Below are 23,719 nucleotides of genomic sequence, written 5' to 3'. Positions count from 1 at the left end.
CCCCCACTGATTATTAGCCCGCAAATAGCTTTATAAAATTTTTTATCTATATTGGTTTCGTTACTGATACTCTAATATATAACCAATCTATTAGAGTTAGAATAACGATAAATCATTTCTAAAAAACGAAACCTATTACGCTTTATATGGTTTATCAAAAACTCCCCGAAAATATTTACGGTTATATTCAATTGCAGCATTATTCGGAACATAAGAAGCTGCTAATTCATTGTAATAATACGCTTTATCCTGCTCCCCTAACCTGCTATAACAAATACACATTTGTAAATAGGGTAGCCATGTGTAGCTAGCTGGACTATGAAAAGGACTTTCCGTTGCCATTGGTACTTCCGTTGCAAGTTTAAACCAAAATATCGCTTCATTATATTTTTCTTGTTCCATATATATATATCCTATTCTTGTACAATTCTCTCCTCTAGGGACGTCATACCGAAACGACTTCACACAAGATTCGATTGCCTTCTCCCACATTCCGAGCTTCGCATAGCAATCTCCTAACTTACCACATGCATAAATTTTCTCTTCATACCATCCTTCGTCTTGATTAAGAAATGTTTCATAAAGAAGAACTGCATCATCATATTTTTGGTTATCCATAGATTCATTTGCGTAATAAAATAAATCCCTCGAACTCAATTCTTCCCCTGCTGCTACAGTATTTTGAAAAATTTTCAAATTACGATTTGTTACTTTTTTTTCTTTTTTATGTGTAATAGCAACTTTACTACTAAAAGTCTCACCAGCAATAGCTAAATACTCATGAACCTTTCCAAACCATTGAAATTGTTTTTCACGCTTTACAAGTCGATTTCTTTTTGTACAATATAAAGGTTTCCCGTTAGAATCCATCGCAAGATGATAAGGCATCGAAACAGCATCAAATTTAGGATCTAATTCTATTTTTAAGAGTTTCAATGCTTCTTGGGCATCTTCTAATAATACGTCATCTGCATCTAGCCACAATATATACTCTTGCGTCGCTTTTGAAAAAGAAAAATTTCTTGCTGCCGCAAAATCATCAATCCACTGGAAATCATATATGTTAGAAGTGTATTTCTCTACGATTTCTTTCGTTCGATCGACGGAACCTGTATCCACTACTATAATTTCATCCACAATTTTCTCAACTGTCTCTAAACAACGGGCTATTGTCTCCTCCTCATCTCGAACAATCATACATAAACTAATTGTAATTCCTTGCTTGTTCAACATAATCACCCTCTTCCAAATCAATCATATGTTATACATATACTAAACTTTCCATTTTTTTTAATTGTTCAAGTAGTTTAAGATTTCTTTTCAATAATTCAAATGTCCGTGTCATTTTCTTTCGGTTTTGCATCTACTATATAATGAACGCTTTATGGAGGTGAATTTATGTCAAATAATAATTATTCAAATGGATTAAATCCCGATGAATCTTTATCAGCTAGTGCATTTGACCCTAATCTTGTAGGACCAACATTACCACCGATACCACCGTTTACCCTTCCAACTGGGCCTACCGGGCCTACTGGACCTACCGGACCTACCGGGCCTACTGTACCTACGGGGCCTACCGGACCTACGGGGCCTACTGGTGACACTGGGGCTACTGGACCTACCGGGCCTACTGGTGACACTGGGGCTACCGGACCTACGGGAGCTACTGGACCTACGGGGGCTACTGGACCGACTGGACCATCCGGATTAGGACTTCCAGCAGGATTATATGCATTTAACTCCGGTGGGATTTCTTTAGATCTAGGAATTAATGATCCAGTACCATTTAATACTGTTGGATCTCAGTTTGGTACAGCAATTTCTCAATTAGATGCTGATACTTTCGTAATTAGTGAAACTGGATTCTATAAAATTACTGTTATCGCTAATACTGCAACAGTAAGCTTATTAGGAGGTCTTACAATCCAAGTGAATGGAGTACCTGTACCAGGTACTGGATCAAGTTTAATCTCACTTGGAGCACCTATCGTTATTCAAGCAATTACGCAAATTACGACAACTCCATCATTGGTTGAAGTAATTGTTACAGGACTTGGGCTATCATTAGCTCTTGGTACGAGTGCATCCATTATTATTGAAAAAGTTGCTTAATTTTTTACTTAGCAGTAAAACTGATATCAGTTTTACTGCTTTTTCAATTTCAAATTCAATCATGAAACATTCGTTAGCTACATAATCATATTGTTGTATGACATTTTGCAGGAGGCACAAATATGGAAAGTAAATCTGCTGTTCAGCTTTATCTCGAATTGCTAAAGAAAACAATTTTATTTGAAATATGGTTGGAATATGAGGCATACTTACCCGCATCTCTACATATTTCGAAAGAACTAGAATTCGAACCCGTTACAGTCCCCCTCCCTTTATTCATTAAGCAATATGCCGAAAACCATAACTTAAAAATTGTAAAACCAAATGTTTCAAAAAGTGAACGTCATGATGGAATGGATTGGCCAAGAGCAGCACATAGCATGATTGGTCGAGAACGTATGAACCAATTACAAGAGGCAATGGAAACCGTTGTTCGTGAAAATATAGAGGGAGATTTTATTGAAACAGGTGTATGGCGCGGAGGATCATGCATTTTTATGAATGGTTTTTTACAAGCAAACAACATTACGAATCGTACTGTGTGGGTCGCAGATTCATTTGAAGGTTTGCCAGCACCGAATCTAGAACAATATCCAAAAGATTACGGTGATTATTTACACACATTCGATTACTTACGCGTCTCTTTAGAACAAGTACAAGAGAATTTTAAAAAATATGATTTACTAAATGATCAAGTGAAATTTTTAAAAGGTTGGTTTAAAGATACTTTACCAACAGCACCAATTGAAAAAATAGCAATTGCACGGCTTGATGGTGATATGTACGAATCCACCATGGATGGTCTCATGAACTTATATGATAAAGTTTCTAAAGGTGGCTATATAATTATCGATGACTACGGGCTACCGCCATGCGCTGAGGCTGTGACAGACTTTAGAAAGCAACGAAATTTAAAAGCCCCTATTACTAAAATTGATGTATTTGGCGTTTATTGGAGAAAAGAATAAACAAGATTTAATCTATAGGAGATTCCATTTTCACTCATTCTTCTCTCACTTCTAATCCAATTAAATATTTCTTTTGTGGAATCTCCTTACATATAACAATTGTTTTCCTTTGTTCTCTCACTACAAATTGAAAATTTTATTAATAGAGTGACTGCATATTCTCAAACAAGAAAGGGGTATACTCATGAGCGAACTTAACAAAGAAATGACTTTACTCCCCCCTCCTGAACTCGTCCAATATGTAGGTGGCGACTTCAAAAAGGTTGGAAAAGAGTTCCTAAAGCATTTTATTCAAATTGGCGCTTTAAAATCAAATGAAAAAGTATTAGATGTAGGCTGCGGCGTCGGCCGAATGGCTGTACCATTAATGAATTACTTAAATGATGATGGAGCATATTATGGATTTGATTTGTTTAAAGATGGAATTACTTGGTGTCAAAATAACATTTTAACTATGCGTAATAATTTTCACTTTGAACATGTTGATATATACAATCAATTCTATAATCCAGAAGGAAAAGAAGATGCCTCTCAATATCGTTTTCCCTATGAAGACGAAACATTCGATTTTATCTTTTTAACTTCTGTATTTACACATCTTCTTCCAAAAGAATTAGAACATTACGTATCTGAAATTGTACGTGTATTAAAAAAAGACGGGAGATGTTTCATTACATTCTTTCTAATAAATCCTGAATCGTCCTATTATTTAAATGCAGGACAAAGTACATTAGGTTTTTATCATCGAATTGAAAATTGCTACGTTGTAAATAAAGATATTCCCAATTTTGCAGTTGCTTATCCTGAGACAGATATTTGCAATCTATTGAATAAGTATGGTCTAGAAATAATCAATAAGCCACATTATGGTTTATGGTGCGGCAGACCAGAATATACAAGTTACCAAGATATTGTTCTTACAAAAAAAAGCTTCTGAAAGGAAGTTATGTATGGCGAGTGAAAAAAATCTACCTCTCGTTTCTATCCTTATTCCCACTTATAATCGACCCCATTATTTCAAAATCGCTCTAGAAAGTGCATTGGCACAAACTTATTCAAATATTGAAATCATCATCGGAGATGATAGTACAAATGATGAAACAGCAACTCTAATCCATGAACAATACTTACCAAATTATAAAAATATAACATACATTCGAAATATCTCTACTCTAGGACAATTTCACAATGACCTTATGCTCATAGAAAAATCAAATGGTGAGTATATAAATTTTTTAATGGACGATGACGTGTTTTATAAGCATAAAATACAAAAAATGATGGCCTATTTTGAGCAAGATTCCAATAAAGATCTTGCTCTTGTTACTTCTTATCGAGTACGTATTGATGATCATGGAAATCTAATCGGCGATGCCCATCCAACACAAAAGTTATATAGCGAAGATACCCCATTAAACGGAATATTTTTAGGCGACTGGATGCTAAAGGCCGGCCACAACATTATCGGCGAACCTACAACTACTTTGTTTCGAAAGAACTTGCTCACTGAACCTTTTGGCACCCTTAAAGAGCGACAATATTCTTGTAGTGTTGATATGGCCTCATGGATTTCTTTACTTTCTAAAGGAAATGCAATATACATTTCTGAGCCTTTAAGTCAATTTCGCTACCATGCTGGACAACAAATACACAATAAACTACTTCAAGGTTGCGAAGATTTCACACACCTCGTTATAACAGCAAAAGAATATGGATTTTTACAAAATACTATAGACTATAGAACAGCTCTACTTAGTGCTTACAAATGGTGTAAAAGTTCCTTAAAATACTACCTTCATCAACTAGATATTTTTCCTGACGCACATGTACGTCTTGCCCATTGTTTGGATATAATTATTAAAGAGTTAAACAATTAAACTACTCTGCAAAATCAAAAGTGTATGGACTATATGTGAATCATTCGTATAGTTCATACATTCTTTCTCATACTATAAAATCCATTACTATAAAGAGCAGTAGAAAGGAATACCTACATTGAAAGATTCAAATTCTCAATATCAAATAGACTACGTATTACTATTTATTTTATTTGCCATTGGGATTGTTAGTTGTTGTGCTATTGCAAGTGCGCAAGCCTCCTTACCGCCATTTTTACAAAACGTCAATTTTGTACTCAAGCAAATCCAATGGTACTTCATTGGATTTATAGCCATTGGTGTTATTATGATTATCGATTTCGATCGTTATCAAAAAATTGCTTGGTATTTGTATAGCTTTGCAATGGTACTACTTATTGGACTAGAACTTCAAGTACCAGGTGCCGTTACAATTAAAGGCGCTACCGCTTGGTACAGGCTCCCAGGCATCGGAAATTTTCAGCCTTCTGAAATTATGAAATTGTTTTTAATTATCGTCATTGGACGAATTATAGCAAATCATAATGAGAAATATTTTTCCCAAACAATGCGTGACGATTTTTTATTACTTGGAAAAATATTTGCGACAAGCTTGCCACCACTACTACTTATTGCAAAAGAACCAGATTTAGGAAACACAATGGTCATTTCAGCGATGCTTGCAGCAATGATACTAGTTTCTGGCATACGATGGCGTTTTATTTTCGGATTAGTTTCAGGTACTTTCGTGGCTGGATCTACATTAATATATATTTTTTTTACTCACACAGATTTCTTTAAAGCACACATTTTAAAAGAATATCAATTAAATCGCTTCTACGGATGGTTGGCACCTTACAAATATGATGCGCAAGGCTATCAATTAAGACAAGCATTCTTAGCGACTGGATCCGGAGAAATGCAAGGAAAGGGGTGGGAAAATGGACAAGTATATTTTCCAGAACCACATACAGATTTTATTTTCACTAATGTCGCTGAACAATTTGGATTTCTAGGTGCAAGTGTCATTATTTCACTTTTTTTCTTACTCATTTTTCGAATGATTCATATCGCTTTAGAAAGTAATGACCCTTTCGGTAGTTACATTTGCGCTGGTACAATCGGAATGTTTACTTTCCAAGTATTCCAAAATATCGGGATGACAATCGGATTACTTCCCATTACAGGGATAACATTACCTCTTATGAGCTACGGAGGAAGTTCACTGCTTACATACATGATTGCGATTGGATTCATTTTAAATATTCGCTCAAGAACGAAAAGCTTTATGTTTAAATGAACAACACAAAAACGCTATATTTTTATCTCTATCCTTTTTTAGATATACTAATGAAAAATACGATGGAGGTTTAAATATGAAATATGACATTATAGGAGATATTCATGGATGCTTCCAAGAGTTTCAAAATTTAACAGAGAAGCTAGGGTATAACTGGAGTAGCGGTCTACCGATCCACCCTGAACAACGTAAACTTGCATTCGTTGGTGATATTACAGACCGTGGTCCTCATTCATTACGTATGATCGAAATTGTATGGGAACTTGTCATACATAAAAAAGAAGCTTATTACGCTCCTGGAAATCACTGTAATAAACTATATCGATTTTTCCTTGGACGTAATGTAACAATCGCTCACGGACTTGAAACAACTGTCGCTGAATATGAGGCACTTCCTTCTCATAAGCAAAACATTATAAAAGAAAAGTTTATCACTCTTTATGAACAATCACCACTCTACCACATACTAGATGAAAAAAAAGTAATCGTATGTCACGCTGGGATTCGGCAAGATTACATAGGAAGACGAGATAAAAAAGTACAAACCTTTGTATTATATGGTGATATTACAGGAGAAAAGCATGCCGATGGCTCACCTGTCCGTCGCGATTGGGCGCAAGAATACAAGGGGCAAGCTTGGATTGTATATGGACATACACCAGTAAAAGAACCTCGATTCGTCAATCAGACAGTCAATATTGATACTGGTGCTGTATTTGGTGGCAAATTAACCGGATTACGTTATCCTGAAATGGAGACTATCTCTGTCCCTTCTTCTTTACCTTTTGTCACTGAGAAGTTCCGTCCAATTTCATAACTACCTTACTTAGCGAGAGATTACCGTATTATTTAGGCAGATCTCATATAAAACTAGGTAAAGTAATTAAAAAAAGATGCAATAAAGTGCATCTTTTTTTAATTGCTTTACATATAATGTCGCAGGAGGTGACAGAATGAAGAAAAAATCTTCTAAACAAAAAAGAAAATTTCCCCCTTTATATCTGCCCATGTACGGAATTAACAACTGGTGTAGCATTCGGGCTGCAGCCATAGAAGAACTAGAAGAACAAGAGTCATCAAAAAAAAGCAAAGTAAAACCAACATATGTCTCTTTAGAAAATGCTGTGATGAACCACATAATCGATCGCAGAAAAATAAAGATGCAACAAAAAAATAAACAGCTCTCAAATCAAGATGAACAGGTACTACGTTCTAACCAAACAGAAGAAACCGCGGAAGAAAATAATTCTGTAGCAATAAATAAAAAAGTGGAACCAGAAATTCCAGCTGCTATTATAAACAAAGTAAAAAAAATAAAAGAAGCATTAGCTTCATCGAATGATATACAAACTGAAAAACCACTCATAATTGAGACACCTACACCTGAAAATACAAAAGTTAAAAGGGGCGGCCGATATGCATATGCGGAGGGGCTTCACTCTCATGCGGAGGGCATGGCAGCACATGCGGAAGGCTTATTAACACACGCAAAAGGTTCTTTCTCTCATGCAGAAGGATCCAACTCAAAAGCAACTGGACATAGTTCGCATAGTGAGGGAAGTGAAACGACAGCAGGCGGTGCTTATTCTCATGCGGAGGGTAAACAGACGACTGCTTTAGGCGAAGCAGCACACGCAGAAGGAACCGCAACTATCGCTAACGGCTTCTCTTCTCATGCGGAAGGTCATCATACATCAACAGCTCATTTTGCAGGTAGCCATATTATGGGGCGCTTCGGCACTGCAGAAGAAGCTTATTCCTGGTTTATTGCAAATGGTGCAAACGACACCGACCATAATATCGGTGCTAAATGGCTTGCCCATAATGGAGAAATGTATATTGAGGGCGCGTCTTACAATGCAAGCGGAACGGATTTTGCACAAATGTTTGAAACAGAAGGTCATAAACCTATTGATGTCGGTTATTTCGTTACATTTAGTAGCGAAGAAAAAATTCGGATAGCTACTTCACACGATTCGTTCATTTTAGGAATATCTAGTGCAACCCCTGCACTTATAGGAAATAGCGGGGCTTTAAGTTGGCAAAAACGCTATAAAACAGACAACTTTGGAAAACGCCAATATGTATGGACGGAATCAGAAGAAATACAACCTCTTTTAAATACAGAATGGGATCCAGCTTGCAAATATGTAGCAAGAAAAGATCGCGCCGAGTGGCTTCCTGTCGGATTAATTGGGCAAATGTTAGTACGTGATGACGGCACTTGCGAAACGCATGGATATTGTCGTCCAAATGACAATGGCATTGCTACAAAAGCCGAAAGTGGATTTTTCGTTATAAAGCGTACGGGTGAGAACCAAATTTTAATATTATTCCGCTAAGAAAAAAGGGAACAAAATTCTTTATAACATAAGAATTTTGTTCCCTTTTTAAGCATTCCTAAGTAACTCTTGCATATCGCTTGGAATCTTTATAGTGAAAGACATTTCTTTCTCTAAAATAGGATGATAAAACGTCAAAGATTTACTATGAAGTGCTTGCCGTTTCATTTCATCCCTTCTTCCTCCATATAAGTTATCACCAAGTAATGGATGTCCTATATGAGCCATATGCACACGAATTTGATGCGTTCTTCCTGTCTCAAGCTCCAGCGCTACATGTGTCTTATGATATGTACTATCAATTACTTTAAAATGAGTAACTGCCCTTTGTCCATCCTCACAAACCGTTCGCTCAATAATGCTATCAGATTTCCGACCAATTGGTGCATCAATCATTCCTTCTCGTTCTACCATCTCACCGTGAACAATTGCTTCATACGTTCGTTTCACAGCTTTTTGTTGATGCTGCTTCGATAAAAGATGATGCACGAAACGATTTTTTGCAATAAGCATAAGCCCTGAAGTATCACGATCTAACCGTGTTACAATGTGTACTGTACTTGCAAGATGCTGCTTATCATAATGAGATAAAAGCGCATTGGCAACACTCCCTGTCGGATGTTCCCTAGATGGAATCGTTGACATGTTCGCCTCTTTATTAATGATAAGAACCGCATCATCTTCATATACAATGCATAAAGGGATATCTTCTGCAATCATCCCTTCACTTCTTTCCTCCACTGGAAAAAAGATGCGTAATTCTTCACTAGCGCGCAACTGATGACGAACACTCGCATGTTGACCATTTACTTCAATTGCCCCGCCGTGAAACTTTATATCCGTTAAAGCGGCTTTAGAAATACCTTTCGTTTTCAAAAATTCCCTAACTAAAGTACTCTCTTCAGCCAGTCCTATATCCCATTTCAATGTAAATCTGTTCAAATTTATAACCCTTTCTATTTATCTGCAACAAACGAGTCACGAACTCGTTTCCAGAACGGGAACGGGCGGAAACGAACAAATCGTACTTTCTCGTTTGCGACGCGATACTGGATTGATTTCACATCTTGATGAACCATCGTTAAATGATCCACTGTAATTTGTAAGTTCATTCCTGCAGCTGGCTTTAACACACATGTATGGTGCTTCGGCAATACGAGTGGCGATCCCACAGTACGAAACACACGATTGTTAATGGATGCCATTTCTGCAATTTGAATCGCTTCAATAGAAGGGTGAATAATTGCTCCGCCAAGCGCTTTATTATATGCAGTACTTCCTGAAGGAGTAGAAATACAAAGGCCGTCCCCGCGGAATGTTTCAAAATATTCTCCGCGTATTTCTACTTCTGTTACTAATGTACCTTCTGCACTTTTTACAGTCGCCTCATTCATCGCCAAATACTGTGACTCTTTACTTCCATTCACATAGCGAATAATCACTTCTAAAAGCGGATATTCCACCACTTGGAATGGTGTTTTCGCAATCGCAATTACTAATTTCTCTACTTCTGTCGGTAACCAATCTGCATAGAAACCTAAATGTCCTGTATGTACACCAACAAATGCTGTTTCATCCAATCGATTATAATAACGATGAAACGCATATAAAAGCGTTCCATCTCCCCCAACAGAAATTACAATATCGGGTTCTTTTTCATCCATTGTAAATCCAAAATCTAACAAGTACTCTTTCATCGTGCTTGCCAGTGTATCTGATGATTGATCTCCCTTTGACATAATTGTAAATTTCATCGCCCAACACCCTTTAGTTTATGATTCGGAATCTTTCGTTTCTTGCTTTCTTGAAAAAGCCTTCTGCGCTTCTTGAATCTCAAGACGAATAGAAGACATTTCTTCATCTAATAAAAACGCCGCTTCCGCTGCACGTTGCAAGCGTATTTTAATATCTTCAGGAAAACGTCCACTATATTTATAATTTAAAGAATGCTCAATTGTTGCCCAAAAGTTCATTGCTAACGTGCGTATTTGGATTTCTACCAATACTTTTTTTTCTCCCTGAATCGTTTGAACGGGGTAACTAATGACAACGTGATAAGAGCGATAGCCGCTATCTTTCTTTTGCGTGACATAATCACGTTCTTCCACGATTTCAAAGTCATTTCGTTTTCGAAGATATTCTACAACAGGCTTAATCTCATCAACAAATTGACACATCATTCGAAGGCCCGCGATGTCTTGCATATCTTCTCTCAGCCGATCTAGCGGTACATTTCTCTTCTCCGCTTTATCAATAATACTAGCAACCGACTTTACCCTTCCTGTTACAAACTCAATTGGAGAATGCTCTGTCAACATTGCAAATTGAGTACGCATTCCTTTTAGTTTCACTTTCAGCTCTGCCACCGCTTGATGGTAAGGTGCTAAAAATTCTTCCCAATTTCGATTCATTTCAACCACCACCAAAATCAATCCATTTGCTTATAGAAATACTTTTTCTACAGCAGTTACTAGTTCTTCTCCGTAATTTGCATTACCTTCAATATTTTCAACTAAATATTCTACTTCTTCTTTTAAATTTTCTAATTCCATTTCAACGTCATTCACACGAACGAACATTACTATATCGTTATTCATCGCTTCATGCATTGCTTCCCAGCATGTGTGCGGAATACTTACATAAATGAAAGATGATTCGTTTTCTAATATATATAAAAATGATAAATTGTCTGAGTCTACAAGTACGTGATTACGCGCACTTAACTCCTTTACCTCTATTTCATTATTTTCCGCACAAAAAATAAGCGCATTCTCTCTCTTTTCTACGCTCTTAACTTGAATTTTATTTTGCATGCTCTAACTCCTCCATCTCAACTTCCTGTCTTACTTAACAGTATTATTGTATCATAACATGGACGCAAACAAATAAAACATTGAACCAAATTTATGAAAAAGCGATAATGTGTAAAGAATTATTTTTTAAAAGGAGCGCGCATACAATGACACAAGAAATTGAAATTGAATTTAAAAATATTGTTACAGAAGAAGAATTCGATACATTATGTAAATCATTCTCTATTGAAGCATTTACGAAACAGGTGAATCACTACTTTGAAACACCGGGCTTCTCGTTAAAAGAAGCCGGCTCTGCACTTCGTATTCGTCATAAAGGAGAAACTTATACATTAACATTGAAACAACCTGCAGAAGTCGGCTTGTTAGAAACGCATCAAGTCGTAACAGAAGACGAAGCAAGAATGATGATGGAAACAAACGTAATCATTCCAGGGGCTGTAATGGATCAACTACACAAATTACAAATTCCTGTTTCCACTTTAACTTATATGGGTAGTTTAACAACTGAAAGAGCCGAAGCATTATTTAAAGGCGGAACGCTTGTCTTTGATCATAGTTTCTATTACAATCACGATGATTATGAAATTGAATTTGAAGTGCAAGATGAAGAAACAGGAAAAGCTGCATTTATTCATTTATTAACGCAACATAACATACCTGTTCGTCATACAAATAACAAAGTAAAACGCTTTTTCCTTGCCAAACAAAACAAAGCACGCTAAAGTGAAAATTCCACTAGTGAATATGTTTCACTAGTGGATACATCTTACTAAAAAAGTTTACACCCGTAGAATAAGCAAAGAATGTTTGAGAAGGCTGTTTATTTGCCCTCTCGAACATTCCATTGCTACAATAGATATACATTTCATGGAAAAAGGAGTTTATAAAGGATGAGCAAGCAACCGATGACACCATTTGAAGCAATTGGCGGTGAACAATGCATTGCAATATTAGTAGATACATTTTATTCCTATGTCAGTAAACACCCTGACTTATCTCCCATCTTCCCGGAAGATTTAACAGAAACCGCTAGGAAGCAGAAGCAATTTCTAACACAATATTTAGGTGGTCCTAATTTGTACACTGAAGAACATGGTCATCCTATGTTAAGGGCACGCCATCTTCCGTTTGAGATTACTCCAAAACGAGCAGAGGCTTGGCTATCATGTATGGAGCAAGCAATGGATGATACTGGAGTGCATGGTCATATAAGAGAGTTTGTTTTTGAACGTTTAGCATTAACCGCTCAGCATATGGTTAATACTCCAAACGAAACAGGTGAAGTGTAATGGATAAGCAGGAAGCAAAGCATATAAATATGCCATCTCCTTCCGCATGCGAGCATAAGTCTGTAGAAGCATATTTATTTATTGATCCACTTTGTAAAGATTGCTGGGAAATTGAGCCTTTTATTATTAAACTATGGCTTGAATACGGGAAATACTTCTCTATTCGTCATATCGTAACAGGAAAAGTGGATGGAACGAACGCTTCCTCACACAAATGGAATAAACCTGCTAATATTCGATTTGTGTGGGAAAAGACAACAAGTTTACAAGGTTTTTCATGTGATGGAAAGGTACATATGCAAGAAGCATCGTCAACACCATATTTAGTTTCGATGGCAATTAAGGCGGCGGAGTTGCAAGGCCGAAAAGCAGGTTCGAAGTTTTTGCGAAAACTCCAAGAATACATTTTCCTTGAAAATGTATCAAACCCTGACTGCGAACTATTACTTGCATGTGCGAAAGATAGCAATATTGATGTAGAAGAATTTAAAAAAGATCTACATTCTGCTAGTGCAAAAAAAGCTTTCCAATGTGACTTGAAATTCACGAATGAGATGCATATTACAGAAATACCCTCCCTCGTCTTTTTTCATGCGAACTCAGATGAAGAAGGTATTAAAATCGCTGGAAATTATTCCTACGATGTATACGTACAATTATTGAAAGAACTTGTAAAATGTGAAATTGAGCCAGAACCATTACCACCTTTAGAAGCATTACTAGAAGCAACACAATTTATATCTTCAAAAGAAGTAGCATTTATTTATGACTGTCCGCAGCAAGAAATTGAGCGCGAACTTAAAAAATTACAACTGAAACGAAAAGTACAAATGATTGAAGTAAAATGCGAACGTTATTGGAAATGGATAGCAAAAGAAAAAGACCTGGTGTAAACACCAGGTCTTTTTCTTTACGGCTTATAAAAATATTAAAGGGGATGGGAGAAATTTTCACGTTCAAACAAAGGGGTATATGTTTGTATGTGAATTCGTTCACGCTTATTATATTACAAGATTCGACGCCAGATGACAACCCCTTTTGTCGAAATTCACACTTTTGTCACATTCTAAACGTTTTCATTTTTGAATAAGCTATAAAAAAGGTCATTTAGGGGGGTTATTTATGAAAAAATCTTATATTGCTCTTCTCTTTCTAGCTGTCATCGTTTCTTTTTTCTTGTACATCCTCTCTCTACTACAAGCTTTTCCTAAAATTATTGCCTTACCTCTTTTATTTGGAATCATCGTTATCACTCTCTCTTATTTCAATCATAAAAAAAGATTCAAAGGGTTTTAATTTCAAAAATCAGCTGTAAAACTATCCTTTCAGTTAGAAAAACAAAGAAATTCACCTTATTTTTTCGACAAATATCGACATTGAATTTATTCAACAAAAAAGACGAGGATACAATCTCTCGTCTTTTTTCATTACTTTTCTTCAAATAATAATGCTTCTAATTCATTTAATTTCTCTTCAAATACTTGTAGTGCCTCTTTTACTGGTTCAGGAGATGCCATATCTACTCCTGCTTTTTTCAGCACTTCAATTGGATAATCAGAGCTTCCTGCTTTTAAGAACTCGTTAATATAACGTTCTACTGCTGGTTGTCCTTCTTCTAAAATCTGTTTAGATAGAGCTGTCGCTGCACTAAATCCTGTTGCGTATTGATATACGTAATAGTTGTAGTAGAAGTGCGGAATACGAGACCATTCTAAACCAATCTCTTCGTCGATTACTAAAGCGTCACCGAAATATTTCTTATTTAAATCGTAGTAGATTTCCGTTAGCATGTCTGGCGTAACAGCATGTCCTTCTTGTACTTTCTTATGAATAATATGTTCAAACTCTGCAAACATCGTTTGACGGAATACAGTACCACGGAATCCTTCTAAATAATGATTTAATAAATATAGACGCTCTTTCTTATCTTCTGTCGTTTTTAATAAATAATCATTTAGAAGCGCTTCATTACAAGTTGATGCCACTTCTGCTACGAAGATGGAATAATCACCATATACGTGTGGTTGTGTTTTTCTTGTATAGTAACTATGCACCGAATGACCAAACTCATGAGCAAGTGTAAATAAATTATTTACATTATCATGCCAGTTCATTAAAATATACGGATTTGTTCCATATGCACCAGATGAATATGCCCCGCTTCGTTTTCCTTTATTCTCATACACATCTACCCAGCGATTTTCATATGCTTCTTTCAAAATATCAACATATTCATCACCAAGTACGTTTAAAGATTTTAATAAAAGGTCTTGCGCTTCTTCGTATTTCACATTCATTTTCACTTCTGGTACAAGTGGTGTATATAAATCATACATATGAAGCTCATCAAGTCCTAATGCACGCTTACGAATATCGATGTAACGGTGTAATAAATGTAAGTTGTCATTTACCGTTTCAACAAGTTGATCATATACTGCTTCTGGAATATTATTATTGCTTAGTGCAGCTTGGCGAGCAGAATCATATTTACGAACACGCGCATTGAAATTATTACGTTTTACTGCTCCGCTTAACGTACTTGCGAATGTATTTTTAAATTTCCCGTACGTTTCATATACAGCTTTAAATGCATCTTCGCGAACACGGCCATCATCACTTTCTAAAAACTGAATGTAACGACCATGTGTAATTTCTATTTCTTCTCCGTCTTCACCTTTAATAGATGGGAATTTTAAATCCGCGTTATTCAACATACCAAATGTATTGCTTGATGAACTCATTACTTCAGATGCTTCCGCTAATAAAGCCTCCTCAGCTTCTGATAATACGTGCGGGCGTTGACGTGTAATTTCTTCTAATGCATGTTCATATACACTTAAATCTCTATTTTCCTTCAAGAATGTTTGCAGTGTATCTTCTGAAACCGACAAAATTTCAGGTACAATATACGCTGTGCTACTAGATACTTGTGAATATAAATTTGTTGCGCGATCATTTAATGCTTGATATACAGAGTTTGTTGTATCTTGATCGTAACGCATATGAGCATATGTATATAGCTTACCTAATCGCATTGAAATTTCGTCTTCATATTGCAATGCCTCAAGTAAATTGTCCGCAGAGTCACCAAGTTTCCCTTTAAATTCAGTTAACTTCGGTAATAGCTCTTTAATAGCTTGGAATTCTTTTTCCCATTCTGCATCTGTTTGGAAAATATCTTCTAATCGCCACGTACTTGCTTCTTCAATCTCATTGCGATCTGGTAATGTTTTCGCTTTGTTTTGTTCAGACATTCTTTAAGCCCTCCTTTAATTATCTCTACTTAAGTACAATTCGTTTTTTTCTTATGTAATTCCTTCACAATCAGTCTTTATTATATCCCCTTTTCCTTCTCTCATGTTGTACTTTGCCTCAAATAAAGATAAGGCATACGCTAAACAAGTTTCATCATATTTCATAACTTCCTCCTCTGTTTTTAACATAACGATTCCCCTTATTTTCCGGTACTTATAAGTCTCCACTTTACGTAATACACCTGTATAACATAAGAATGTCATATATTCAGTAACTGCTACTTTCCATATATGCTTTGAAAAGTACGGGAGCATACGCCTTTTCGTATACTTTTTTACATAACTACACACATATTGAAGAGAAATACACTCTCCTACTGCAAGCTCCCCTATACACTTCATATATAGAAAAGCTTGCCATATAAATGGGTTTGTTTGAAAAGCAAATCCAGAAGGGAGTGGAACACCAATTTCAGAAGGAAAGCTCGCTGGGGTACATTTAAATTGATATAAGAGGCGTAATAGTGACTTATAATTATAATTCCAAATAGGCAAAGCATTTTTTCGAAAATAGTCCTTTCGTTGCTTCCATTCTCGGTCTAATATTTCTTTTTGGAAAGGAACAGGGGAAAAGAGTAGTTCAAAAGTAGTAGTTTCAGTTGGTAAATATATAGTATGTGAGAAAGAGACGCTTGTAGAAAAAGAAGTGAGAAACGCGCATTTCATAAATGCTTTTTGTTTGGAACAGAAGAAAATAAGAAATGGTTGAGGATAAGATTGTAAGGAGAAAGCCATAAGTGAGGAAAATTTCATCCAATATGCAGATTGCTTTTTCAATTGATTTCCACCAATGATCCAAATGACCTGTATACCCGCTCGCCAATACGAATAGGTTCGTTTGTACAGCTGCTCTATAGAAAGATTTGCGCATTGGTATTCAATCGCAATTTTTCTCCCTGCTCTCTCTATAAAAATATCTGGTCGTTGCTGAATCTGGGGCAGATAATGCTCTATATCTACATGAAAGTTTTGACGTTCGAACCATCTATATAACAATTCTTTACCGTGCCTATGATACATAGATTCCGCTTCATAAAAGGCAAGACATGAATCCACTTTTTTATGAGCAAAATGCCAACTTTTTTGTTTCCCTAATTTCATTTGTACTTCCTTTCCACAAGCTACACAAAAGAATCGTTCCTGTTGACGCATACGGCGCAAAAGCTCTTCATTACAATTGTAGAGTAAATGAATTTTTTCTCCGTTTTCTCTTTTAGCTATAAATATCGTAATCACATCCTTTCAGCTCTTTACATTCTACAATTTATTACAAATTCCTTTAAAAAAAGAGATGTCCCAATTTCGGACATCTCTTTTTATAATAAAGGGGATAATAACCGGTACGTTGATTCAACAATTCGTCTATGAAGACGCCTTTTATGAAAATGATCGACATGAATTTCACTTGATTCTTCTAAATCATCTTTAAAGTCTTGAACAAGTCTTTTAATGCTATCTGTATCATATAAAAAGGCATTTACTTCAAAATTCAAATGAAAACTTCTCATATCCATATTAGCTGTCCCAATTGAAGCTAAATCAGAATCGACAATGACAACTTTACTATGGAGAAAACCTTTTTCATACTCATATATCTTTACCCCTGCATCTAAAAGCTCTGGGAAGTACGATCTCGATGCGTAAAAGACAGTACGCTTATCAGGCTTACTCGGCATTAACAAACGAACATCAATACCAGCAAGCGCAGCTACCTTTAATGCGGATAAAATATCATCATCCGGAATGAAATACGGCGTTGCAATCCAAATAGATTTCCGAGCAGAAGCGATCATTGCGAAATATAAATGCTTAATCGTTTCCCACTTATTATCAGGGCCGCCTGCAACGAGCTGCACGCCTCCCCAATGATCACCCTCAACTGCTTTTGCTTGTAAATATTCAGGAGCTAGCACAGCCTCTCCAGTCATATAAAACCAATCTTGAAGGAAAATAAGCTGTAAACTTTGAACCGCTTCACCACGTAAATACAAATGCGTGTCTCGCCAAAAGCCAAAATATTTACTTTTCCCTAAATACTCATCACCGATATTTAATCCGCCTACAAACCCTTCGTTCCCATCAATCACAACAATTTTCCTATGATTTCGATAATTAATCTTATCGTTTAAAATCGGAAAGCGCACAGGAAAAAACGGAATCATTTCAACACCTGCATCGTTTAATTCTTCAATATACGATTTTGATAACTTAAAACTTCCAACCGCATCATATAAAAAACGAACAACAACGCCTTCTTTTGATTTTTGTATTAAAATATCTTTAATTTCTGTTCCTAATTTATCATCACGCACAATGTAATATTCCATATGAATGTGATGTTTTGCTCGTTTTAATCCATCTAAAATGGCCTGAAACGTTTCATCTCCATTTGTTAATGTCCTCGTTTCAGTTTGAAATGAAATATTTAAAGCGCCTAAGCGATCCGCTAAACGAAATAACAGCTCTTGATGCTTATGATTGCGTAAAATTCTTTCTTCGTAATCTTCATGCCCTTTATATTGTAAAAACGCCTGTTCATCAAGTAACGCCTTCTTTTGAAACATTCTTTTTCTCCGAAAATTTTGTCCAAATAATAAATAAGCAAAGAAGCCAAATACCGGAAAAATCCCTAACACAATTAACCATGTAAGTGTTTTAGATGGATGGCGATTTTCTAAGAAAATAACGCAACCAATTAAAAACGCAGATACTGTAAATAAAATACTAATAATACCTAAAATCGAAACATCTTTTATCCCAATCACATCTGAATAAAATGCTACATCAATAAACATACGTAACGAAACAAATAATGCGAACAATAGCAGGATAAAGAAAATCAGCTTTAACGTATTTTTCATCTCTTACCTCCTAACTAAGAAAGCTTTCCTATTCTTCATATAAAAAGCCGATTTCATACTACAGAAATCGGCCTACGTTTTAGCAGGAAAATTATTGCGAATCGTTTCAAGCGCATGCTCTTTCACAATTTGTTTTCCATACTCACTTACACGATGAATTGTTAAAGTTGATTCTTCCCCATATTCTAAAATAATACTTAAAATACGATCGATTTCTTCTTCATCATGTAGCACTTCATCGAATTCCACATATACATAATAGCGGTTCTCAAATGAATACAGCTCATCTTTTATATCTTCAAAGATAAGACGATGACTTAATGAAATGACATCTTCAAAATCATTAAATTTAATTAAAAAGCCAAACGTACCATCTTCATTAAAGTTTGTTCCTGTTTGTTCTTCTACCTCTTCGACTAACTCTTGTTGGAATAATGATTCGATGCCTTCATCTAGAGGAATATCTATAATTTTGTCTACCCCTATCGGTAGTTCCAGCTTTTGTCCGTCCTTTGAAAGCTCTGCTTTCGTGACAAGTACTTCAATCCCTTTATCGACTGCTTGCACTTGAATCCATAACGGCCCATCAATAAAGAAATCGTCATGATCACGAGCTTCGTCCATCATCTCCCAAAAGAGCTCTTCACTTCGTTCGCGATCATACCAAATTTCTTCACGATTAAATCCTCTATCCTCTATATCAATGTACGTAATAAAAAATTTCATCGTATGATCATTAATTCTTTCAATATCCAAAATACAACTCTCCCTTCCTGCTTAGAATTGTTATGAAGGGATTCCCCACTCATATGACAAATCAATAGATTCTTGTACTCTCATTTTATGATAAGATTCTCCAGAATGGAAATAAAATCGATTTATTTTACAAAAATAGTTATATGCCTATCTTTACTCGATCAACTACATAAATATATTATTATAGCGATTTCTTACTTACAAAAAATTTGGACATACATTTCCACATTCCCCCGTACACTTTAATAAAGTGAAACTTCTATTGGAAGAGATTATTTAACAACAACTTTCTTCATCACATACATACAGTTCGCTTATTAAAACATCATAAATGGAGGCAGACGAATGGACTTAGAGTTTTTAACATCCGTACTAATGATTGTCGGTATCGATGTTGTATTAGGTGGTGACAATGCAATTGTCATCGCACTAGCTAGCCGAAATTTACCTGAATCGAAACGAAATAAAGCTATTTTGATTGGTACTCTTTTAGCAATCGTACTAAGAATTGCCCTTACTATATTAGCTGTCTATTTACTCGACATTCCATTTCTACAACTGATTGGCGGGGTTTTACTTACATTAATTGCAGTCAATTTATTAACTGATAATAACAACGATCTTTCTGCTATTCAAGGAAAAACAACTTTATTCCAAGCTGTGCGGACAATTGTTTTCGCGGATCTCGTTATGGGGTTTGATAATGTTATTGCCATTGCAGGTGCAGCTCACGGGAGATTTTTACTCGTCATAATTGGCTTACTCATTTCTATCCCTATTATTATTTGGGGCAGCAAACTTATTTTAATACTTATGGAACGATTTCCATTCCTCATTTATTGCGGTGCAGCGATTCTTGCCTATACTGCAGGAAAAATGGTTACACATGAAGACAGACTTGCCACCTTTTTTCATAACAACCCAAGTTTCACTGCAAGCATTCCTTATTTGTTCATTTTCACTATTTTATGCATCGGCTTTATCGTACAACAAGTTCGATTACGCAATGTGAAACATTAAAAAAAACCTTCTACTATATAATAGGTAGAAGGTTTTCATATTATTATAATTAATTTACAAGACGTTGTGCTTCACGTAATTGGAACGTTCTTACTGTACGTGGTAAGAAACGGCGAATTTCGTCTTCGTTGTAACCAACTTGAAGGCGTTTCTCGTCAATCATAATTGGACGACGTAAAATCCCTGGATAGTCACGAATCATCTTATATAAATCTTGAAGTGGTAAAGATTCTAAGTTTACATTCAATTCTTGGAAAACTTTCGAACGAGTAGAAATAATCTCATCCGTTCCGCTTTCTGTCATACGTAAAATCTCTTTAATTTCCTCAATTGTTAATGGATCTGAGAAAATATTACGTTCTGTATAGGGAATATGATTTTCCTCTAGCCATAATTTCGCCTTTCTACAAGACGTACAGCTTGGAGAACTATATAATGTTACCATACAAAGCTCACTCTCCTTAAAGAGTACAAATTCTGTACTAAATACAGTTTTAATTTCTAACTTCAGCAATTTTTCGCGATAACTTGTCTTATTGAAAAGTACAAAAATCGCATTTCATGTAAGCAACAACTTATAATAAACAACAATTACTTTTAATAAGTAACTTCTATAATCATTATACAATAGATTTTGCAAGAAATATACAGTAAATTTCCTGCTAGTTGAGAAAACCCTTCCGTGTATTCCACTGCTATGTAACATGATTACGCTCAATTTATCTGTACTTGAACAATAACTTTCAACCCTTTCAGTACTCATTCCCCCTAGATTTTTCATATAATATATAGTTATTTATCTATAATCTTCCCTATGAAAAAAAGAACGTTTTCTTACTTTTTCCTGATAAATCAATTAAGAAATGTAAGACTATACAAATGAGAATGAAAAGGAACATTTGTTCTTATTTTAACAAATATTCTCCCTCCTGTCCACACGATTTCTAAAGTAAATTAATTTTTTTCTGACATTTCTTTCTTTTTTATTTTTTATCTCATACAATAAACATACAGACAGGCAAAGGGGGAGTTTGCAAATGATTGCTTTTTTTGTTGATTTTATTACGGTTGCTGCCCTCATCATCGGAATAACAGCATTGATTGGTGTCATTACAAATAGCATTGGCGAAAAGCTCTTTGGCGGAAAAGAAAAAATGAAGTTTGTTAACAAAAGTTTGGATGTACAATCCGGCTGGAATCAAGTTGGCGGAAAAGGCATTTATAAGAAACGCACGTATTAAAAAAAGCAGGTGGTTAGCCTGCTTTTTTTATTTCCCTACGGATGCCCATTTGAAGCTCACATCAGGGCCATATTTATGGTTGTACATATCTTTAATTGTTTCTCTTTGTAAGTATGCTCTACCACGTTGGTATACTGGAACAATCGCAGCGTCATCAAGTAACATTTTTTCTGCCTCAAGTAAGTTTTTCCAGCGAGCATTTACATCGCTTCCATCTTTTTTCGCTTTCATAATGATTTCATCGTATTTCGGATTAGAGTACTTCATCTTATTTTGTGACCCATCTGTTACAAACATATCAAGATATGTGATCGGATCTGGGAAGTCTGCCCCCCATCCAGAGAATGACATGACATAATCACCCGCATCTTCTAATTTCAACTTTTGTGCGAATGGTTGTTGTTTAATTTTCACTGTTAAGCCTGGTAAATTCTTTTCCAGTTCACCTTTTAAATATTCACCAGTTTTCTTAGATAATTCAACATCTTCATTTAATAACTCTAATTCAATTTCATTTTTTCCAAGCTCTTTTGTACCAGCTTCCCAATATTTTTTTGCTTCTTTCACATTTGGTTTTACAATATCACCATTTTCAGCACGGAAATCCTTTTTATCCGGACCTTTAATGAAGTTATCAGGAATTAATCCTGTTGCTGGCTTAGAACCGTTATTTAATAATGTATCAACGAACGGCTTACGATCAAAAGCAAGGGAAATTGCTTTACGAATATTTTTATTTGCTAAAGCTGGATCTTTTTGATTTAAGCGTAGGAAAAATACAGATGTCTCTTCTACTGTTTTGAAATCTGGTTTTCCTTTATATTTATCGATGAACTCTGCTAATAACGTCGCTCGATCGATTGCATTTGTTTCATATAAGTTAATTGGCGTAGATGTATCTTTTACAATATTAAAGTTTACTTCTTCAAGCTTCACTTCTTTATTGTCCCAATATGATGAGCTCTTTGTCATTTTAAAACTGCGTTCATGTTGCCAATCACTTAATGTAAATGGTCCGTTGTAAAGCGTTGTGTTCGCTTCCAAACCAAACTTCGCACCTTGCTCTTTCACAAATTTCTCATTTACAGGATAAAAGATTGGATATACCATTAAATCTACAAGATATGGAATAGAATTGTCTAATTCTACTTCTAATGTGTAATCATCAATTGCTTTTACACCTAATTGATCAGGACTCATCTCTTTTTTATTAATTTTCTCTGCATTTTTTATATCATACATAATGTATGCTGATTTCGCAGCTGTGTCTGGATTGATCGCTCTTTGCCATGCGTATACAAAATCTTTCGCCGTTAAAGGCTCACCGTTTGACCATTTCGCGTCTTCACGTAATTTAAATGTATATTTTTTACCGTCTTCTGACTTTTTAAATTCTTTTGCTACACCTGGAACTAACTTATCATCTTTTCCAAGGCGGTATAGACCTTCCATCGTGTTGTTCATTACTTTTGAAGAAACTGCGTCAGCTGATAATGCTGGGTCCATCGTTGGAATTTCTTGTGTTTCAATTAAATTAAGAACTTGCTTCGCACCGCTTTTCCCGCTATCCCCTTTTGCGTTTGCTTGCGGTTCATCTTTTTGGTAGCTACATGCCCCTAATATCATGCTCATTGCTACTGTTGATACTACAAAAACTGGTATCTTTTTTTTCATACTTCCACCCTCCAAAAAAATGTTAGCCCTTTCATTTTCAAACAGAAAGAAATATATATATGTTCTAATAATTCATATTATACACACAAATATATTTTTTGTATATTTATATTTCTATTTCATTAAAATTTTCTGTTAAAAAATATATCTTTGTAAACGTTTTATAT

General features: G+C 35.5%; 25 protein-coding genes. 13 read left to right on the top strand and 12 right to left on the bottom strand.

Annotation, left to right across the window (positions count from 1 at the left end):
* Window positions 1-135: 135 nt before the first annotated feature.
* Complete coding sequence (locus tag DN403_RS27515) at window positions 136-1,233, bottom strand: glycosyltransferase (protein ID WP_000932911.1); 1,098 nt, start codon at window positions 1,231-1,233, stop codon at window positions 136-138.
* A gap of 165 nt (window positions 1,234-1,398) precedes the next feature.
* On the opposite strand from DN403_RS27515, the gene DN403_RS27510 reads away from it, so the two are divergent.
* From DN403_RS27510 to DN403_RS27480, 7 genes are all read left to right on the top strand, one after another.
* The gene (locus tag DN403_RS27510) at window positions 1,399-2,115 is read left to right on the top strand and encodes a BclA C-terminal domain-containing protein (RefSeq protein ID WP_149185965.1); all 717 of its coding nucleotides are present in this window, start codon (window positions 1,399-1,401) and stop codon (window positions 2,113-2,115) included.
* Window positions 2,116-2,237: 122 nt separating this feature from the next.
* The gene (locus tag DN403_RS27505) at window positions 2,238-3,083 is read left to right on the top strand and encodes a TylF/MycF family methyltransferase (protein ID WP_000444387.1); all 846 of its coding nucleotides are present in this window, start codon (window positions 2,238-2,240) and stop codon (window positions 3,081-3,083) included.
* A 184-nt stretch (window positions 3,084-3,267) separates the two neighbouring features.
* On the top strand, window positions 3,268-4,020 hold the full coding sequence (locus tag DN403_RS27500) for a class I SAM-dependent methyltransferase (protein WP_149185964.1): 753 nt from the start codon (window positions 3,268-3,270) through the stop codon (window positions 4,018-4,020).
* Between the two features lie 13 nt (window positions 4,021-4,033).
* Complete coding sequence (locus tag DN403_RS27495; protein ID WP_000135606.1) at window positions 4,034-4,960, top strand: glycosyltransferase family 2 protein; 927 nt, start codon at window positions 4,034-4,036, stop codon at window positions 4,958-4,960.
* Window positions 4,961-5,078: 118 nt separating this feature from the next.
* The gene (locus DN403_RS27490; protein ID WP_000655325.1) at window positions 5,079-6,239 is read left to right on the top strand and encodes an FtsW/RodA/SpoVE family cell cycle protein; all 1,161 of its coding nucleotides are present in this window, start codon (window positions 5,079-5,081) and stop codon (window positions 6,237-6,239) included.
* A gap of 76 nt (window positions 6,240-6,315) precedes the next feature.
* The gene (prpE, locus tag DN403_RS27485) at window positions 6,316-7,056 is read left to right on the top strand and encodes a bis(5'-nucleosyl)-tetraphosphatase PrpE (protein WP_000872691.1); all 741 of its coding nucleotides are present in this window, start codon (window positions 6,316-6,318) and stop codon (window positions 7,054-7,056) included.
* 136 nt (window positions 7,057-7,192) lie between these two features.
* Window positions 7,193-8,581, top strand: a complete 1,389-nt coding sequence (locus DN403_RS27480) for a peptidase G2 autoproteolytic cleavage domain-containing protein (protein WP_000730506.1) — start codon at window positions 7,193-7,195, stop codon at window positions 8,579-8,581.
* A 48-nt stretch (window positions 8,582-8,629) separates the two neighbouring features.
* On the opposite strand, the gene DN403_RS27475 is transcribed toward DN403_RS27480, so the two are convergent.
* From DN403_RS27475 to DN403_RS27460, 4 genes are read right to left on the bottom strand one after another with little or no spacing between them, the layout of a single operon-like run.
* The gene (locus DN403_RS27475) at window positions 8,630-9,523 is read right to left on the bottom strand and encodes an RluA family pseudouridine synthase (protein ID WP_001079127.1); all 894 of its coding nucleotides are present in this window, start codon (window positions 9,521-9,523) and stop codon (window positions 8,630-8,632) included.
* A 14-nt stretch (window positions 9,524-9,537) separates the two neighbouring features.
* Window positions 9,538-10,335 carry an NAD kinase gene (locus tag DN403_RS27470; RefSeq protein WP_000673196.1) on the bottom strand — a complete coding sequence of 266 codons (798 nt, stop codon included), beginning with the start codon at window positions 10,333-10,335 and terminating at the stop codon, window positions 9,538-9,540.
* 18 nt (window positions 10,336-10,353) lie between these two features.
* Window positions 10,354-10,992 (bottom strand): GTP diphosphokinase, encoded by a 639-nt coding sequence (gene yjbM, locus DN403_RS27465; RefSeq protein ID WP_001081480.1) that lies wholly within the window; start codon window positions 10,990-10,992, stop codon window positions 10,354-10,356.
* Window positions 10,993-11,022: 30 nt separating this feature from the next.
* Window positions 11,023-11,394: a UPF0738 family protein gene (locus DN403_RS27460; RefSeq protein ID WP_001179996.1), complete on the bottom strand. Its 372-nt coding sequence runs from the start codon at window positions 11,392-11,394 to the stop codon at window positions 11,023-11,025.
* Window positions 11,395-11,540: 146 nt separating this feature from the next.
* On the opposite strand from DN403_RS27460, the gene DN403_RS27455 reads away from it, so the two are divergent.
* From DN403_RS27455 to DN403_RS31405, 4 genes are all read left to right on the top strand, one after another.
* Window positions 11,541-12,119, top strand: coding sequence for a CYTH domain-containing protein (locus DN403_RS27455; RefSeq protein ID WP_016077971.1), 579 nt, complete (start codon window positions 11,541-11,543; stop codon window positions 12,117-12,119).
* A 168-nt stretch (window positions 12,120-12,287) separates the two neighbouring features.
* Window positions 12,288-12,686: a globin domain-containing protein gene (locus tag DN403_RS27450; RefSeq protein WP_000043386.1), complete on the top strand. Its 399-nt coding sequence runs from the start codon at window positions 12,288-12,290 to the stop codon at window positions 12,684-12,686.
* Window positions 12,686-13,579: a ClpXP adapter SpxH family protein gene (locus tag DN403_RS27445; protein WP_000360643.1), complete on the top strand. Its 894-nt coding sequence runs from the start codon at window positions 12,686-12,688 to the stop codon at window positions 13,577-13,579. The genes DN403_RS27450 and DN403_RS27445 overlap by 1 nt, the downstream gene beginning before the upstream one ends.
* A gap of 229 nt (window positions 13,580-13,808) precedes the next feature.
* Window positions 13,809-13,982 carry a hypothetical protein gene (locus DN403_RS31405; RefSeq protein ID WP_000750354.1) on the top strand — a complete coding sequence of 58 codons (174 nt, stop codon included), beginning with the start codon at window positions 13,809-13,811 and terminating at the stop codon, window positions 13,980-13,982.
* A 131-nt stretch (window positions 13,983-14,113) separates the two neighbouring features.
* On the opposite strand, the gene pepF is transcribed toward DN403_RS31405, so the two are convergent.
* From pepF to mecA, 4 genes are all read right to left on the bottom strand, one after another.
* Window positions 14,114-15,940 (bottom strand): oligoendopeptidase F, encoded by a 1,827-nt coding sequence (gene pepF, locus DN403_RS27440; protein ID WP_000003356.1) that lies wholly within the window; start codon window positions 15,938-15,940, stop codon window positions 14,114-14,116.
* A 51-nt stretch (window positions 15,941-15,991) separates the two neighbouring features.
* Window positions 15,992-17,236 (bottom strand): competence protein CoiA, encoded by a 1,245-nt coding sequence (locus tag DN403_RS27435; protein WP_000628322.1) that lies wholly within the window; start codon window positions 17,234-17,236, stop codon window positions 15,992-15,994.
* An 80-nt stretch (window positions 17,237-17,316) separates the two neighbouring features.
* A complete protein-coding gene (locus DN403_RS27430; RefSeq protein ID WP_000799189.1) occupies window positions 17,317-18,861 on the bottom strand; it encodes a cardiolipin synthase in 1,545 nt (514 codons plus the stop codon).
* A gap of 72 nt (window positions 18,862-18,933) precedes the next feature.
* A complete protein-coding gene (gene mecA, locus DN403_RS27425) occupies window positions 18,934-19,617 on the bottom strand; it encodes an adaptor protein MecA (RefSeq protein WP_000350716.1) in 684 nt (227 codons plus the stop codon).
* Between the two features lie 345 nt (window positions 19,618-19,962).
* Here mecA and DN403_RS27420 point away from each other — a divergent pair, with 345 nt between their 5' ends.
* Window positions 19,963-20,637 carry a TerC family protein gene (locus DN403_RS27420; protein WP_000362600.1) on the top strand — a complete coding sequence of 225 codons (675 nt, stop codon included), beginning with the start codon at window positions 19,963-19,965 and terminating at the stop codon, window positions 20,635-20,637.
* A 49-nt stretch (window positions 20,638-20,686) separates the two neighbouring features.
* Here DN403_RS27420 and spx read toward each other — a convergent pair whose 3' ends face one another.
* Window positions 20,687-21,082, bottom strand: coding sequence for a transcriptional regulator Spx (gene spx / locus DN403_RS27415; RefSeq protein WP_000258267.1), 396 nt, complete (start codon window positions 21,080-21,082; stop codon window positions 20,687-20,689).
* 465 nt (window positions 21,083-21,547) lie between these two features.
* Entirely contained in the window at window positions 21,548-21,748 is a 201-nt protein-coding gene (locus tag DN403_RS32005) for a dithiol-disulfide isomerase (protein ID WP_080117684.1), read from the bottom strand.
* On the opposite strand from DN403_RS32005, the gene DN403_RS27400 reads away from it, so the two are divergent.
* A complete protein-coding gene (locus DN403_RS27400; RefSeq protein ID WP_000559983.1) occupies window positions 21,675-21,878 on the top strand; it encodes a hypothetical protein in 204 nt (67 codons plus the stop codon). The two genes, DN403_RS32005 and DN403_RS27400, sit on opposite strands and share 74 nt — an antisense overlap.
* A 27-nt stretch (window positions 21,879-21,905) precedes the next feature.
* On the opposite strand, the gene DN403_RS27395 is transcribed toward DN403_RS27400, so the two are convergent.
* Window positions 21,906-23,552, bottom strand: a complete 1,647-nt coding sequence (locus DN403_RS27395) for a peptide ABC transporter substrate-binding protein (RefSeq protein ID WP_000727253.1) — start codon at window positions 23,550-23,552, stop codon at window positions 21,906-21,908.
* Window positions 23,553-23,719: the final 167 nt, after the last annotated feature.

Origin of the sequence: Bacillus sp. AY2-1 (assembly GCF_008368965.1) — a bacterium.
GTDB classification, from domain to species: domain Bacteria; phylum Bacillota; class Bacilli; order Bacillales; family Bacillaceae_G; genus Bacillus_A; species Bacillus_A thuringiensis_S.
The sequence above is the reverse complement of the archived record's forward strand: the minus strand, read 5'-3'. Positions and strand labels throughout refer to the sequence as shown.

Excerpts from the sequence above, each read along its gene's own strand:
- DN403_RS27445 (WP_000360643.1), top strand. The coding sequence starts at position 12,686 with ATGGATAAGCAGGAAGCAAAGCATATAAATATGCCATCTCCTTCCGCA.
- DN403_RS27395 (WP_000727253.1), bottom strand. The coding sequence starts at position 23,552 with ATGAAAAAAAAGATACCAGTTTTTGTAGTATCAACAGTAGCAATGAGC.
- DN403_RS27460 (WP_001179996.1), bottom strand. The coding sequence starts at position 11,394 with ATGCAAAATAAAATTCAAGTTAAGAGCGTAGAAAAGAGAGAGAATGCG.
- DN403_RS27450 (WP_000043386.1), top strand. The coding sequence starts at position 12,288 with ATGAGCAAGCAACCGATGACACCATTTGAAGCAATTGGCGGTGAACAA.
- yjbM (WP_001081480.1), bottom strand. The coding sequence starts at position 10,992 with ATGAATCGAAATTGGGAAGAATTTTTAGCACCTTACCATCAAGCGGTG.
- DN403_RS27470 (WP_000673196.1), bottom strand. The coding sequence starts at position 10,335 with ATGAAATTTACAATTATGTCAAAGGGAGATCAATCATCAGATACACTG.
- DN403_RS27430 (WP_000799189.1), bottom strand. The coding sequence starts at position 18,861 with ATGAAAAATACGTTAAAGCTGATTTTCTTTATCCTGCTATTGTTCGCA.
- DN403_RS27515 (WP_000932911.1), bottom strand. The coding sequence starts at position 1,233 with ATGTTGAACAAGCAAGGAATTACAATTAGTTTATGTATGATTGTTCGA.
- DN403_RS27420 (WP_000362600.1), top strand. The coding sequence starts at position 19,963 with ATGGACTTAGAGTTTTTAACATCCGTACTAATGATTGTCGGTATCGAT.
- DN403_RS27455 (WP_016077971.1), top strand. The coding sequence starts at position 11,541 with ATGACACAAGAAATTGAAATTGAATTTAAAAATATTGTTACAGAAGAA.
- prpE (WP_000872691.1), top strand. The coding sequence starts at position 6,316 with ATGAAATATGACATTATAGGAGATATTCATGGATGCTTCCAAGAGTTT.
- DN403_RS31405 (WP_000750354.1), top strand. The coding sequence starts at position 13,809 with ATGAAAAAATCTTATATTGCTCTTCTCTTTCTAGCTGTCATCGTTTCT.
- DN403_RS27400 (WP_000559983.1), top strand. The coding sequence starts at position 21,675 with ATGATTGCTTTTTTTGTTGATTTTATTACGGTTGCTGCCCTCATCATC.
- DN403_RS27480 (WP_000730506.1), top strand. The coding sequence starts at position 7,193 with ATGAAGAAAAAATCTTCTAAACAAAAAAGAAAATTTCCCCCTTTATAT.
- pepF (WP_000003356.1), bottom strand. The coding sequence starts at position 15,940 with ATGTCTGAACAAAACAAAGCGAAAACATTACCAGATCGCAATGAGATT.
- DN403_RS27500 (WP_149185964.1), top strand. The coding sequence starts at position 3,268 with ATGAGCGAACTTAACAAAGAAATGACTTTACTCCCCCCTCCTGAACTC.
- DN403_RS27510 (WP_149185965.1), top strand. The coding sequence starts at position 1,399 with ATGTCAAATAATAATTATTCAAATGGATTAAATCCCGATGAATCTTTA.
- DN403_RS27495 (WP_000135606.1), top strand. The coding sequence starts at position 4,034 with ATGGCGAGTGAAAAAAATCTACCTCTCGTTTCTATCCTTATTCCCACT.
- spx (WP_000258267.1), bottom strand. The coding sequence starts at position 21,082 with ATGGTAACATTATATAGTTCTCCAAGCTGTACGTCTTGTAGAAAGGCG.
- DN403_RS27505 (WP_000444387.1), top strand. The coding sequence starts at position 2,238 with ATGGAAAGTAAATCTGCTGTTCAGCTTTATCTCGAATTGCTAAAGAAA.
- DN403_RS32005 (WP_080117684.1), bottom strand. The coding sequence starts at position 21,748 with ATGACACCAATCAATGCTGTTATTCCGATGATGAGGGCAGCAACCGTA.